The organism is Gemmatimonadota bacterium, from assembly GCA_016719105.1.
Classification (GTDB): Bacteria; Gemmatimonadota; Gemmatimonadetes; order Gemmatimonadales; family Gemmatimonadaceae; genus SCN-70-22.
Genome location: JADKAQ010000019.1, coordinates 127,444 through 140,203, shown reverse-complemented (window position 1 = coordinate 140,203; position 12,760 = coordinate 127,444). Strand labels below are relative to the sequence as shown.

Genomic DNA, 12,760 nt, shown 5'->3' with positions numbered 1-12,760 from the left:
CCGCGGCGAAGAGCGCGTGGGATCGTTCGCACAACTCTAGCGCCATTCCCGGCCGCTGGAGAGACCGCCCGCTCACCCGGCAGCTCGTGACGCGCGTGCCGTGTGCCACCGAAAGCCAAACCGCCTGCCACACGCGGGCAGGCGGTATAACGACTCAGCGTGGTGACTCGGGAGCGCGGCGCGCTCAGGCGCGGGTCACACTGCTCGCGTGCAGCCCCTTTGCCCCACTCTCCACCTCGAACTCCACTTCCTGCCCTTCAGCGAGAGTCTTGAATCCGTCCATCTGGATCGCAGAGAAGTGCACGAAGACGTCTTCTCCCGACTCCTGCTCGATGAAGCCAAAACCCTTGGCGTCATTGAACCACTTCACCTTCCCCTTGGCCATACGAGTTGCCTCCTACCAGGTATCGGAACGCATGCGAGCTGGACCGGAGCCTCCAGCAATCCTGCGCCGGCCTATTTAGGACCGATATTCTGATATGTCAAGAGAAGACTATGTGAATCAAAGGGATAAGGGCCTTCGCATGTATGGACTCGTTGACACAACTAGGGTAGCACGCGCCTGACGACACCCTCGAACTCCGTCTCGGAACTGATCGTCATTCGCCACCGCCCGAAGCCAGTCTGGTCGATGAACACGATCTGTAACCGGTGCTGGCGGTACTCCCATATCTGCGACCGTCCGCGCTGGTTCATGTCGCTCAGGTTGGGTTCGATGACCTGATCCGGTGGTCCGAGCGCAACGAACGCTCGTCCGCGATCGGTCAGCCACCCCGCCGCTCCCTCTTCTCGGAAGCGCGCGTTGGCCTGGGCAATGCGCGCGAAGTAGTCGCGCATCCCCTCGTGCAGCGGTGTCTGCGGGACCGGGTCGGTCTCGCGCAGGAACGCCGCCCACAGCGCGGCCCGTGCATCCGGCGCGGCGTCGCGCATGGCCTGCAGCCGCGGTCCCGAAACGAAGTAGCGCAGGTACTCGAGCATCTCGTTGAACGTCGCGACCGGGAGGTCTTCACCAAACGCGACGAACAACGGCGTCCGCAGCGTGTCGCGGCTGCCGAAGCGCGACACGCCGATCGACATCACACCGACGCCGAGGCGCGACACCGGGACGTTGAAGGTCCCGGCGAAGAGGTTGCCGCGGCGTGGGAGCGACAGCGAGTCGCTCCACAACGTCGCGTTCGCACCCTCGGCCCGCACCGAGATACGCAGCGGAAAGGTCGTCCCCGCCCCGTATCCTTCCACGTAGACCGGCACGATCGTGTCGCGCCCGAAGACCACCGTGCTCCGTGGCGTCGCCACGAAGCGCGGGAGCGAATCCAGCGTCTCACGAGGCGTCGCCTCGTAGAACGTGATCGGCGACGACACCGACCCATCCACGAACTTCGGCACCCCGATCGTCGCCTCGATCGCGCTCCCGCGTGACACCGAGTCGTCGCGGACCGTGAGACGTACGTCGTACATCCCAGGGGCGAGCGTCACGATCTGCCGAAACAGCACCGCCTCGTCGGTTCGCTGGGTCTCCCGAAATGCCAGGACTCGCACACTCTCCTTGGCATTGATGTCCTGCACGACCGTCGTCCCGCGCTTGATCTCGAGGCCAACGCTGTACGACGCGCGGTACCGGTCACCCTCTCGCCCGAAGCGGAGCGATCGGTTGGCCATGGAGACCGTCAACACCATGACGGTCGAGTCGTTGCTCTTTGCCGCGAGAAAGCCCAATGCCCCGACAAACGGGGTCTCTCCCCCTTCGGCGAGCAGACCGAGTCGCCGGTACAGCGTGATCGGATCCGGCTGCGTCGGAATGCGTCGATTCGACACAGCCGCCGCCGGGGCTGCTGTGGGCTGCGGAGCCTGACCTCCGGGAGTCGCGCCCTTCCCCGACGCACAGGCAGCGAGGGTCACGACGGCGGCGAGCGCGGTGAAGAATGTGCGCATATGGCGGGAAGCCGCGTTCTGGACGCGTGCAAGGGAAGCGTGCATGGCGTGCGAGCGAGGAAGATACCAGTCCAGCGAATTGTTGCGCATTGCTTGCTGCCCTACTGGGGGACCATTAGGTTCGGCGCCGTGTCCAAGGAAAATCTTGTCGGGCGATCGCTCGCCGGCTACACGCTCAAAGCTCTCGTGGGAGAAGGCGGCACTTCTGTCGTCTATCGCGCTGAGCATCCCACCAACGGCCAGGTGGCCTTCAAAGTGCTGCGCGACAAGCTGCGGCACGAGAAGACCGCCGTCGCGCGTTTCAACCGCGAAGCCGAGTTCGGCAAGCGCGTCATTCACCCCAATGTCATCCGTACGATCGAGACAGGGGAAGCCGACGGATACCACTACCTCGTCATCGAATGGGCCCCCGGCGAACTTCTGGAGTCCTACGCCAAGGAGCACGCCCCACTCCCCCGCGACGAGGTCGCCCGCATCATCCTGAGCATCGGGGAAGCGGTCAAGGCAGCCCATGACTCCGGCATCGTGCATCGCGATCTGAAACCCGACAACGCGATGTACGATCCCGTATCCGGGGCCACCAAGCTCCTCGACTTCGGAATCGCAGCCGCAACGGACACGCGCCAGGATGAGCGCCTCACGCGCGCCGGCTACTTCGTCGGCACGTTGATGTACGTCGCCCCCGAGGCACTCTCCGGTGAACTCGTCACCCCGGCGGCCGACCAGTATTCGCTCGCGACCATCGCCTACTTCCTGCTCACGGGAGCCCTGCCGTACCTGGCCAAGAGCCCCCGCGAGATGTTCACGCAGCTCCTCTCCCAGCCTCCCATCTCCCTCAACAAGGCACGGGCGAACCTCGATTTCGGTTCGCGTGTCGAGGGGGTCATCATGAAGGCGCTTTCCCGGCAACCGGGCGATCGCTACCCCGACATCCTCGTCTTTGCCCGGGAACTGCACGACGCACTCCTCGCTGCGGCTCCGGCCCCGGAGCAACAGGAAGAGTCCGGCCTCTTTTCGAAGATGCGGGGACTGTTCCGCCGCTAGCTTCAGTCATGGACACGCAGCAACAACTCGTCACCCTACTCGCGCAGCGTTCGGCCCGACGCGGACACTTCGTCCTGTCGTCCGGGCGGACGTCCAACCTCTACATCGACGCCCGCCTAACGACGATGAGCCCCGAAGGGCTCGCGCTCATCGGCGCCCTTGGCCTGGCTACCGTGCAACGCGTCTTTGGGGCCAACACGGTCGATGCGATCGGTGGGCTGACACTCGGCGCCGACCCGATCGCGTACGCGATCGCCTATGCCAGCGCCAACACCCCTCGCCCGCTACGCGCCTTCACCGTGCGCAAGGAAGCGAAGGCCCACGGCGCCGGACGCCAGGTGGAGGGACCCTACCGCGAGGGAGATCGCGTCGTGGTGGTGGAGGATGTCATCACCACCGGTGGCTCCGCGTTGAAGGCAGTCGAGGTCCTGCGCGCACATGGTGCGGAGATCCTCGGAGTCCTCGCGCTGGTCGATCGTGAAGAAGGCGGGCGCGAAGCGCTCGAGGCCGCCGGCCTGACGGTCGTCTCACTCGCCCGAGCCGCCGACATTCTTCCGCTCCTCCCGTCGATCTAGCTCGGCCACATCGGATCGGGGATCGACCGCCGTGCGCTCCGGCGCGTGCGATCGTGCCCTCCCGGTCGATTTTTCGATGCCGATTGTGCGTGCCGAACGGCCAAACGGATCGAACCGTTGCCACGCTGCGAGGTGACGCAGCACGAGTTGCTCCCGAAAGCAATCGAGCATGCCGTCGCCATCGTAGCGGACACGAAACTCGACCGCGCTCATGTTCAGGAGCGCGCGCACATGCCGGCTGAAGCTCTGCGGTGAGGAGTAGTCGAGCTGCACCGCCACGCTCGACACCGAGACGCCGGGATTCTCAAACAGCCGTGCCGCGCAGGTGAGGCGGGCATAGGCCAGGAACCGCTTGGGTGGCGGAAGCTGCGCCCGAAAGAACCGGCTCATGAGCGTCCCCGGCACGATCCCGAGCGTTCGCGCGAACCCACGAATCGTCGGGGTCTTGGCCGCCGCATCAAAGAGCAGCGAGAAGAAGCGCCGCGCCCCTGCTGGCGCATTGGCGAGATCGAGCGCCAGACGAGACATGGCAACGCGTTGCACGTCCGACGTGCGCTCGCTGAGCAGAACTGACCGCAGCTCGCGCCATCCGGTTGGTTCCCGCACATCGATGAGCGTACGTATCCCACATTGCCCGAGCGAGAGCACGGTGCGTACGGTCGCGCGATCGAACTGCGAGAGGATGGCCACGGTTGGAACGCGCGGAAACTCGCGCACCATGCGCGCCATGCTCGAGACACTCGTGCGCTGCGCCATGGCCGTCGACAGAATGAGGGCGCGCACACGCTCGTTTCGCAGATCGCGTCGGAGATCGTCGACTGTTTCCCGGTGATACGCCTGGATCAACCCCATCCCGACGGCATCAACCCGCATTCGCTCATCGGGGGTCAGCATCGTCGTGACACGCGTGATGTCGCCACGCGGAAGCCCTCCTTCCGTTCCGGCACCCAAGGATGCCCCATGCCATTCCCCAGTCATCGCGTGTCGTCCGTTGATGTCGGACGCAAGCCTACACGCGACCCGTCACGCATCCGTCACCTCTGGTTCCGGCACGCGCCAGCAGAACGGGGTGATTTTGGTCCGCCCGTCACGTGAGACCTACCCCTTATATTCCCAGCGTCAGGTACATGCTGGCCGGATGATCGCGTCAGAGACGGGCAACTGTCTTCTGCCGAGGAAAGTCCGGGCTCCTTGGACAAACTGCCAGGTAACACCTGGGCACGGTGTTTCTACCGTGACGGAAAGTGCCACAGAAAACAAACCGCCAGTATTTCGGTACTGGTAAGGGTGAAAAGGTGGGGTAAGAGCCCACCGCGTCATCGGTAACGATGGCGGCACGGTAAACCCCGGTCGGAGCAAGGCCAAATAGGCGGCGAGAGACAGTCCTTCTCGACCAAGACGCCGCGGGTTGGCTGCTGGAGCGTGATGGCGACATCACGCCGAGAGGAATGATCATCCGGATCTTTGATCCGACAGAACCCGGCTTACAGGCCAGCATGCACCTGACACCTCCCCCTGCTCGGGCGGTCGAACGAACACGTCGATTTCATCGGCGGCTCGTCGACCGCTTCCGTGTTTCCGGGGGGGTCCCCCTGATCATCGCGATCCTAGTCGTCGCCAGCTGCACCACTGCACCACGAGTTGCAGTTCCGGCCCCACCGCCGGCGCCGACTGAACCGACACTGCCTTCCACCGCACCGACGTTCCGGCCATCGGCATTGAGTCCCGATGCCTCCACGTACGACGTGATCTCACAGGTCACGACAACAGAGACTGCCTCGACCGGTGATGTTGTCCGTGACAGTATCGAATATCGCGAAGCCCTGCACGCGATCCTCGCCCTTTCCGCCGGTGGCCTCGCCAGCGTGTCGCTCCGATCTGACTCGGCTACATCGTGGTCCGAGGACGTGATATGGCCCCGGAAGTGGCAGCTCGATTCAAGCGTCCCATTGCGCACGTGGTGCGCCAATCAGCTTCCACCCCGCGAATCGTACCCGACTCCGTAGCAGGTGAATGCTCGTCAGTTGCAACACTTGCTTCACCACTTCTGCCGGCATTGGCGCTTCGTCTGGCCCTGCAAACAACCAAGGAGCCACGTGCAGCACGTGACTCCCTGGTGTATTCCTCATGTCAGGCCGGTACGATCATTCACAACGTCGTCGAGATCAATTCTGCGACCTACGAACCCTCATCAGGTGTCGCTGACACCATTCGATACGAGATCCGTGGTGCGGTCGCCGCTGACTCCACCCGCACGCTCCCAATGCGATTGACCGGTCAGATCAAAGGGGAGGCATTTCTGGTACGTGAACGACTTCAGCGGTCCCTTCCCGTGCATGCGCAGGTTGTGCTCCAACTCGATCTACGCTTCGAGAACAGCCTTCGTACGCAACGGGTGCAACAGCGCGTCGTGACCGACTACCGACCTCGCTCTTGATCAGTCGACCAGGCGCAATGGCATCACCAAGCAGAGGTACTTGCCATGTTCCTGCCAGTTTTCCGGTTCCAGTGTGGCCGCGCGCTCCGGCTCCTTGAAGGTGAACCGAATCTCTTCTGTCGGCATGTAGCGCAGAATCTCCAGCAGATACATCCCGTTGAACCCGATATCGATGGGATCTCCATCATAGCGGATCGGAAGTTCGTCTTGTCCTTCACCCAGGTCCGGAGTCGCTACCGAAAACTTCAGCAACGCTGAATTGAACGACAGTTTCACCCGATGCGTCTGATCAGATGCAACGACTGCCATGCGTTTCAGCGCACTTTGCAGTGCCGACTTGTCGATCATCGCAACGCGGTTGTTGTCACGCGGAATGACTTGATCGTAGTTCGGATACGGCCCTTCGATCAGTCGAGTGAAGACCGAGGTAAACGGCGACCGAAACGCAAGATGATTCTCTCCGCGCGCCACTTCGAGCTCCTCGTCCGAAGGAAACAAACGACGGACTTGTTCGAGAGCCTTTGGCGGGATGATGAAATCACCAGTTAGCGTCCCAGTATAGGGAATCTCCATCTTCGCGAGACGGTGGCCATTTGTCGCCACCATTCGTGTCTCCTTCTCCCGAACTTCCCACAGCACTCCGTTCAAGATTGGGCGACTTTCTTCTGTCGAGACAGCAAACGCAGTATGCGAAATCAGTTTTTGAAGATCACCTGATCGCACGCGCCATGCTTTGCTGAAATCAACCCCAGGAAACGCGGGAAACTCATCTCGAGGAAGTCCGAGAAGCTTGAAACGAGAACGTCCACATTCAAGCGTGATTCGTTGTTCTCCAGCTGCTGACAGCTTCACCGGCGCGGGAGGCAGCTCACGAACGATTTCTGTCAGTTTTTTCGCTGGAACCGTGATAGCACCTGGAGACTCCACATCAGCTAGAACTTCGGTGCTTACCCCAATATCCAGATCAGTCCCAGACAGACGCAGACCCTTATCAGTCGTCTCGAGAAGAATATTCCCAAGCACTGGCAGTGTCGTCTTCGTTGGAACCGCTGCAGCGACAGCTGTGAGAGCTTCCTGGAGCTTCTCACGACTGATGGTAAGACGCATTGGGGTGTCTGGCCTCGTGTCGGAGGACTTTAGGTGTTGTATCTAGGTTTGTAAAAGAAGAAGAAAGCAGTAGAGCTAGTATACTGTGTTGAAGAATTGGGAAAAGGGGGCAAGTGGTTGATTTATTGGCACTTGGGCAGCGACTAGAAATGTGGAGTGTCGCTGTATGAAATGTGCGGGAGCGGTGATTATGACGTTAGACGGCGGCGTGCCTGTGCAATTCGAGCTTGGAATGTTGAATCTGACTCTGAGAGCTCGCCTGCTCGTTCTAGGCTGTGGATAACTGTCGAATGATCTCGTCCGCCAAATCGTTGGCCTATCTCGACGAGCTGCATTCCGAGTAGCTCTCGACAGAGATACATGGCTGCTTGGCGTGGAACAGTGAGTGTCTTTGTCCTGGTCTTCGACTTGAGCCCATCCGGAGTCACTCCCCACTCGGATGCGATGATCTCCTGAATTCGTTCCGGAGTTATGGGAGCCAGTTCACTGAGCTTGCCATTGTCATCACGTCTCAGCTTGTCTCGCAGGGCTTCCTGCGCCAGTGCAATCGTGATGTCTCGTCGTCGTAGCGAAGAGTACGCAAGAAGGCGAATAACGGCTCCTTCAAGTTCCCGTACACTGGAACGGATATGCTCGGCGAGGAACCGAATGACCTCATCCGGGATGGTCTGTTGGAGCTGATCTACTTCCGATTTCTTGCGGAGGATTGCGATACGGAGCTCCAAATCAGGAAGCTCGATGTCCGCGACCATTCCCCACTGAAATCTCGTGACCAGTCGCGCCTCAATACCTGGGATTTCGGAAGGAGGGCGATCGGACGTCATGATGATCTGACGTCCGTTCTCGTACAGAGTGTTGAAGGTGTGGAAAAACTCTTCTTGCGTGGCTTCCTTTCCCTTCAGGAAGTGCACGTCATCGATCAACAGGAGATCACACTCGCGGAAACGCCGGCGAAACTCGTTGGTGGCACGAGTCTGAATGGCGTTGATGTACTCGTTGGTAAACTGTTCCGCGCCCATGTTGAGAACTCGCAGCGTCGGATTTCGCTGCAGAAGTTCATGCGCGACGGCCTGCATGAGGTGAGTCTTCCCGACCCCTGTTGCGCCGTAGATAAAGAGCGGATTGTAGACTCGACCAGGTGCCTGCGAGACGGCAAGCGCGGCAGCAGCTGCAACTTCGTTGGATTTGCCGATGACGAACTGATCGAACGTGTAGCGAGCTGAGAGAACCGGGGGGGTGTGAGTTCTGTTTTGTGCGCTCGACCCCTTGGGTGCTGCCGGACCTGTTTGGGAGAACAAGTCCATCTGCGGTCGCTGCTGTCGCTCCTCGTCGGCGCGAAAAACGACATGACAGGGGTGCCCCAAAGCCATAGGAGCGCAGGAGTCGATGAGGTCCCCGAATTTGGATTCGTTCCAATCAGCGGCGAACTGGTCGGCGACACGCACCACGAGTTGATTGCTCGTAACTTCAATAGGCACAGCCGGTTCGAGCCATGTACGGAACATCTGTTCCGGCATGTCTCGTTTCACATATTCGAGCAGTCGCTGCCAGGCGTCGTGCGCCGAGAGGTCCATTTGTGTGTGGAAAAGGCAGGGCGGGCGAACGTAGGCACGGTGTGTGGAAAAGTCAATTCCTCGCGAATGCGAGCAACAGCTAACCCGTTGACATACAAGGCGTAAGCCTCTATCCTTCGCGTTCTTTCCCCACGATTTTCAGTAGCTTTCGGAGATAGGAATGGGCAAGCCGACGTATCGTCCGCGGAACAAGCGCCGACTTCGCACGCATGGCTTCCGTGCGCGCATGGAAACGCGCTGGGGGCGTGCTACTCTGAGCCGCCGTCGCAAGAAGGGGCGCAAGCAGTTGACGGTCAAACTGCCGTCGAAGTACGCGGCCGCCTAGCCACCGCCGGTTTGCGCGCGCGAGTCGCCTGACGCGCGGTGCAGACCTCGAGCGGATTCGACTTGAGGGGAAGGCTCTCCGAACGAGCGCACTACTGGTTCGGGTGAGTGCTTCCCCTCATGCGCGCCCACGAGCCGGGGTGGTCGTGCCGCGCTATGGCCATGATGCCGTGGCACGCAACACGCTGAAACGGCGGCTGCGGGAACTCGTACGGACGGTCGTGCTACCGTTAGGCATTCCTGTGGACCTGGTGATCTGGGCGCAGCGTTCGGCGTACGGACGCCCTTTCGACCGGTTGCGTGACGACGTGGAGCAGTTGGTGCCCAAGCTGCAGCGACTGGACCCGAGGAGGGACGCGGCATGCGACACGTAGCCGTGGCGCTGGTGCGCATCTATCAGATGTTCATCGGTCCGCTGCTTCCTGCAGTCTGCCGGTTCTACCCGTCCTGCTCGCAGTACGCCATCGAGGCGCTCCAGAAGCATGGCGCGTTTCGCGGTTCCCTCCTGGCCGCGCGGCGCATTGCCCGCTGCCATCCGCTGCATCCCGGCGGATTCGATCCTGTGCCCTGATCCACTCTCGCTGCGATGGATAAACGCACCATCTTGGCCCTCGCGCTGGTCGCGATCGTCATCATCGTCACGCCGAAGCTGTTTCCGACGGCGCTGCCCAAGACTCCCGCCAAGACGCCTGCAGCTGCTGGTGCAGCCGCTGGTGCGGCCGCTGTGACCGGCTCGACCGGCGCCGCGAGTGCGACGCCCGCTCCGGCGTCGGCTCAGACGCCCCAGACCGTGGAGGCACTGCCGACGGTCGCGGCGCAGGGAGCGGCGACGCAGGACTCGACCGGTGCGTTCCGACCGGAGTCGACCTCTGTCTCCAGCGCTGCCTCGGATTTCCTCTTCAGCAACGTGGGCGCTGCCCCGCTGCAGGTGCGGCTGCCGAGCTTCAAGGCGCTCGACAAGGTCAACGCGAACGTCACGATCACCGCCGGGACGGGGCAGTCAATCCTCGGCTATCGAGTATTAGGGGTCAACGATACGCTCTCCCTGGGCAAGGTCCCGTTCACGCTGGAGCGTTCGACGGCGAGCACCGGAGCGTCGGTGCTGACCTATCGCGCCACGGCCAACGGTCGGGCGCTCGAACTCAAGTACACGATCGTCCCAGACTCCTTCCTGGCGCGTGTAGAGGGGACGATTGGGAACGATGCGTCGGGCAATCCGGCGCGCTTCGTCCTGATCGACCTGCCGTCGACGTTCCATTCCTTCGAGGCGGATTCGATCGACGACCAGAATCACTTCGCCTACGCCGCCAAGCCGCGCACGCGGAATGCCGAGGGTATTCCCTTCGGGAAGCTGGATCCAGGGGAACGCTCGCTGGTACAGGGACCGCTTGCTTGGGCGGCGGCCAAGTCGAAGTACTTCATCGTTGGTGTGCTGGCAGCCGATGGTGACGACAGCTTTGCCGAGACCGTTGCCGTCGGCGGTCCTCGGACGTCGAAGCGCGCCACCGCCGCGACCGGCACGATCGTGACACGACTGAACAACGGCACGTTCCGGTTCGAGCTGTACGCCGGCCCGCAGCAGTACCAGCGGCTCAAGGCACTCGGGCGCGAGTTCGAAAACTCGAACCCGTACGGCGGCTGGTTGCAGGGTGTGGTGCAGCCGTTTGCCACGATGGTGATGAAGATCCTGCTGTGGATGCGCGCGACCCTCAAGCTGGATTACGGGTGGTTGCTCGTCATCTTCGGCGTCGCGGTCCGACTGATCCTGTGGCCGTTGAATCACGGCGCCATGCGCACGAGCATGAAAATGCAGCGCATCCAGCCGGAGCTGAACGACATCCAGAAGCGCTACAAGGCCGACCCGGCGAAGCTGCAGTCGGAGATGATGCGGGTGTACAAGGAGCATGACATGAGCCCGTTCAGCACCTTTGCCGGGTGCTTGCCGCTCCTGCTCCCGATGCCAGTGTTGTTCGCGCTCTTCTTCGTCTTCCAGAACACGATCGAGTTCCGTGGTGTCCCGTTCCTTTGGCTGGCGGACATCTCGATCAAGGACCCCTTCTACATCGTGCCGTTGCTGATGGGGGTCTCGATGTTCTTCCTGTCGTGGGTGGGGATGCGCAACTCACCGCCCAATCCGCAGGCGAAGATGATGCTGTACATCTTCCCGGTGATGATGACGTTCCTGTTCGCCAACTTTGCTTCGGGCCTCAACCTCTATTACGCCATCCAGAACATTGCGGCGATTCCGCAGCAGTGGTTGATTGCCAACGAGCGAGGGAAGCAGGGAGGCGGGGCGGGAAAGAAGGGGTGACAACGGCCACGGCCATCTAGCAGCACAAGGAGCGTCGATGCTGGTCCGCAATGACACCATCGCCGCGCTGAGCACCCCCGCCGGGCGCGGCGCGATTGCGATCGTGCGCCTCAGCGGGGGTGACGCGCATCAGGTAGCGGCCAAGCTGATTTCGCCGTGGCCGGCCCGCGCACGCGAGGTGTCGCGCTGCGTCGTGCGAGACGAGCGCGACGACGCAATCATCGACCGGGCACTCGTCACACGATTCGATGCTCCGCGCTCGTATACCGGTGAGCCGATGGTCGAAGTGGCGTGCCACGGGGGCGTGGCCGTCTCGTCGGCGATCCTCGAGGCGCTCTCGCGTCTCGGGATCCGGAGTGCGGAGCCCGGCGAGTTCACGCAGCGCGCGGTGCTCAACGGCAAGCTCGATCTGCTGCAGGCGGAGGCCGTCGCCGATCTGGTCGACGCACGCACGCATGCGCATCGACGCGCCGCCATACGCCAACTCGACGGCGGACTGACGCGGACACTGCGCGAGCTGCGCGAACGCATGTTGCACGTCGAGGCGCTGCTGGCGTACGACATCGACTTTCCCGAAGAAGATGACGGGCCGATCGCGCGCGAGACGATATCGGCCGCCGCCGGCGAAGCGCGAGCCGGAGTCGAACGACTCCTGACCACGGTCCCGCTTGGTGAGATCGCGCGCGACGGCGCCGTCGTCGTGATCGCCGGCCCACCGAACGCGGGAAAATCATCACTGTTCAACGCCTTGATCGGGGAGACGCGCGCGATCGTTACGGACATCCCCGGGACGACACGCGACGCGATCGAGGCGAGAGTCGAATCCGGAAGCTGGCCGCTGCGGCTGGTGGATACGGCGGGCCTACACGAGACCTCCGACGTCGTCGAGCGGCTGGGCATTGAGGTCAGCGAGCGGCACATCCGGGATGCCCATGTCGTGCTCGTGTGCGGTGAGACGCCGGCGGCGCTTCGCACGGCGCTCGGGCACGTGGAGGCGCTGGGAACGACGCCACGCGTCGCGGTGCTGACGAAGGCGGATGTGCTTGCGGCGAACCTCGTCGCCGAGGCGGATGAGCTGGAGGGCGTTGAAGCGACGGTCGCAGTGAGCGCGACGATGCGCGAGGGACTCGATCGCCTGCTAAGCGAAGTGCACTCGGTGCTCGAGCGATACGTGGGCGACCTGCATCCGGAGCTCCCGGTGGTCACGCGCGAGCGTCATCGCACGGCGCTGCGCTCGGCTCAGGACGAGCTCGATCGTTTCCTGTCCATGTGGGGCACACGTGCGGCGCCGGCGTCGGTGGCGGCGGTGCACATCCGGAGCGCGACGCATGCCCTGGACGAGTTGATCGGGAGCGTGGAAGTGGACGATGTCCTCGACCGTGTCTTCCGATCGTTCTGCGTGGGGAAGTGAGCCGCGCCCCACGCCAAGGCGGCGGCGGCGGCACCGACGCGGTCG

At 62.4% G+C, this 12,760-nt stretch carries 12 protein-coding genes and 1 other RNA gene; 8 read left to right on the top strand and 5 right to left on the bottom strand.

Features of this window, described 5'->3' with window-relative positions; all coding sequences use genetic code 11:
- Positions 1-184: 184 nt before the first annotated feature.
- Entirely contained in the window at positions 185-385 is a 201-nt protein-coding gene (locus IPN47_18785; protein ID MBK9410048.1) for a cold-shock protein, read from the bottom strand.
- 161 nt (positions 386-546) lie between these two features.
- Positions 547-1,815 carry a GWxTD domain-containing protein gene (locus IPN47_18780; GenBank protein ID MBK9410047.1) on the bottom strand — a complete coding sequence of 423 codons (1,269 nt, stop codon included), beginning with the start codon at positions 1,813-1,815 and terminating at the stop codon, positions 547-549.
- Positions 1,816-1,932: 117 nt separating this feature from the next.
- Between IPN47_18780 and IPN47_18775 the strand changes: the two genes are divergently transcribed.
- Entirely contained in the window at positions 1,933-2,976 is a 1,044-nt protein-coding gene (locus tag IPN47_18775) for a serine/threonine protein kinase (protein ID MBK9410046.1), read from the top strand.
- An 8-nt stretch (positions 2,977-2,984) separates the two neighbouring features.
- Complete coding sequence (pyrE, locus tag IPN47_18770; protein ID MBK9410045.1) at positions 2,985-3,551, top strand: orotate phosphoribosyltransferase; 567 nt, start codon at positions 2,985-2,987, stop codon at positions 3,549-3,551.
- On the opposite strand, the gene IPN47_18765 is transcribed toward pyrE, so the two are convergent.
- Positions 3,504-4,334: a helix-turn-helix domain-containing protein gene (locus IPN47_18765; protein ID MBK9410044.1), complete on the bottom strand. Its 831-nt coding sequence runs from the start codon at positions 4,332-4,334 to the stop codon at positions 3,504-3,506. The two genes, pyrE and IPN47_18765, sit on opposite strands and share 48 nt — an antisense overlap.
- 343 nt (positions 4,335-4,677) lie before the next feature.
- Here IPN47_18765 and rnpB point away from each other — a divergent pair.
- Positions 4,678-5,054, top strand: an RNA gene (gene rnpB, locus IPN47_18760) — RNase P RNA component class A.
- Between the two features lie 934 nt (positions 5,055-5,988).
- Here rnpB and dnaN read toward each other — a convergent pair.
- Together dnaN and dnaA are read right to left on the bottom strand one after the other, a co-directional pair.
- Entirely contained in the window at positions 5,989-7,095 is a 1,107-nt protein-coding gene (gene dnaN, locus IPN47_18755; protein ID MBK9410043.1) for a DNA polymerase III subunit beta, read from the bottom strand.
- A 188-nt stretch (positions 7,096-7,283) separates the two neighbouring features.
- A complete protein-coding gene (gene dnaA, locus IPN47_18750) occupies positions 7,284-8,669 on the bottom strand; it encodes a chromosomal replication initiator protein DnaA (protein MBK9410042.1) in 1,386 nt (461 codons plus the stop codon).
- Between the two features lie 160 nt (positions 8,670-8,829).
- On the opposite strand from dnaA, the gene rpmH reads away from it, so the two are divergent.
- The 5 genes from rpmH to mnmE are packed head-to-tail and all read left to right on the top strand — an operon-like array spanning position 8,830 to position 12,715.
- Positions 8,830-8,994 carry a 50S ribosomal protein L34 gene (rpmH, locus tag IPN47_18745; GenBank protein MBK9410041.1) on the top strand — a complete coding sequence of 55 codons (165 nt, stop codon included), beginning with the start codon at positions 8,830-8,832 and terminating at the stop codon, positions 8,992-8,994.
- Between the two features lie 28 nt (positions 8,995-9,022).
- Positions 9,023-9,367, top strand: coding sequence for a ribonuclease P protein component (locus IPN47_18740; protein ID MBK9410040.1), 345 nt, complete (start codon positions 9,023-9,025; stop codon positions 9,365-9,367).
- Positions 9,355-9,564 carry a membrane protein insertion efficiency factor YidD gene (gene yidD, locus IPN47_18735; GenBank protein MBK9410039.1) on the top strand — a complete coding sequence of 70 codons (210 nt, stop codon included), beginning with the start codon at positions 9,355-9,357 and terminating at the stop codon, positions 9,562-9,564. The genes IPN47_18740 and yidD overlap by 13 nt, the downstream gene beginning before the upstream one ends.
- A 15-nt stretch (positions 9,565-9,579) precedes the next feature.
- Entirely contained in the window at positions 9,580-11,304 is a 1,725-nt protein-coding gene (gene yidC / locus IPN47_18730; protein MBK9410038.1) for a membrane protein insertase YidC, read from the top strand.
- A gap of 37 nt (positions 11,305-11,341) precedes the next feature.
- Positions 11,342-12,715, top strand: coding sequence for a tRNA uridine-5-carboxymethylaminomethyl(34) synthesis GTPase MnmE (gene mnmE, locus IPN47_18725; GenBank protein MBK9410037.1), 1,374 nt, complete (start codon positions 11,342-11,344; stop codon positions 12,713-12,715).
- Positions 12,716-12,760: the final 45 nt, after the last annotated feature.

Coding starts and splice junctions, on each gene's coding strand:
- IPN47_18785 (MBK9410048.1), bottom strand. CDS start 385: ATGGCCAAGGGGAAGGTGAAGTGGTTCAATGACGCCAAGGGTTTTGGC.
- IPN47_18775 (MBK9410046.1), top strand. CDS start 1,933: ATGGCGGGAAGCCGCGTTCTGGACGCGTGCAAGGGAAGCGTGCATGGC.
- pyrE (MBK9410045.1), top strand. CDS start 2,985: ATGGACACGCAGCAACAACTCGTCACCCTACTCGCGCAGCGTTCGGCC.
- dnaN (MBK9410043.1), bottom strand. CDS start 7,095: ATGCGTCTTACCATCAGTCGTGAGAAGCTCCAGGAAGCTCTCACAGCT.
- dnaA (MBK9410042.1), bottom strand. CDS start 8,669: ATGGACCTCTCGGCGCACGACGCCTGGCAGCGACTGCTCGAATATGTG.
- rpmH (MBK9410041.1), top strand. CDS start 8,830: ATGGGCAAGCCGACGTATCGTCCGCGGAACAAGCGCCGACTTCGCACG.
- yidD (MBK9410039.1), top strand. CDS start 9,355: ATGCGACACGTAGCCGTGGCGCTGGTGCGCATCTATCAGATGTTCATC.
- yidC (MBK9410038.1), top strand. CDS start 9,580: ATGGATAAACGCACCATCTTGGCCCTCGCGCTGGTCGCGATCGTCATC.
- mnmE (MBK9410037.1), top strand. CDS start 11,342: ATGCTGGTCCGCAATGACACCATCGCCGCGCTGAGCACCCCCGCCGGG.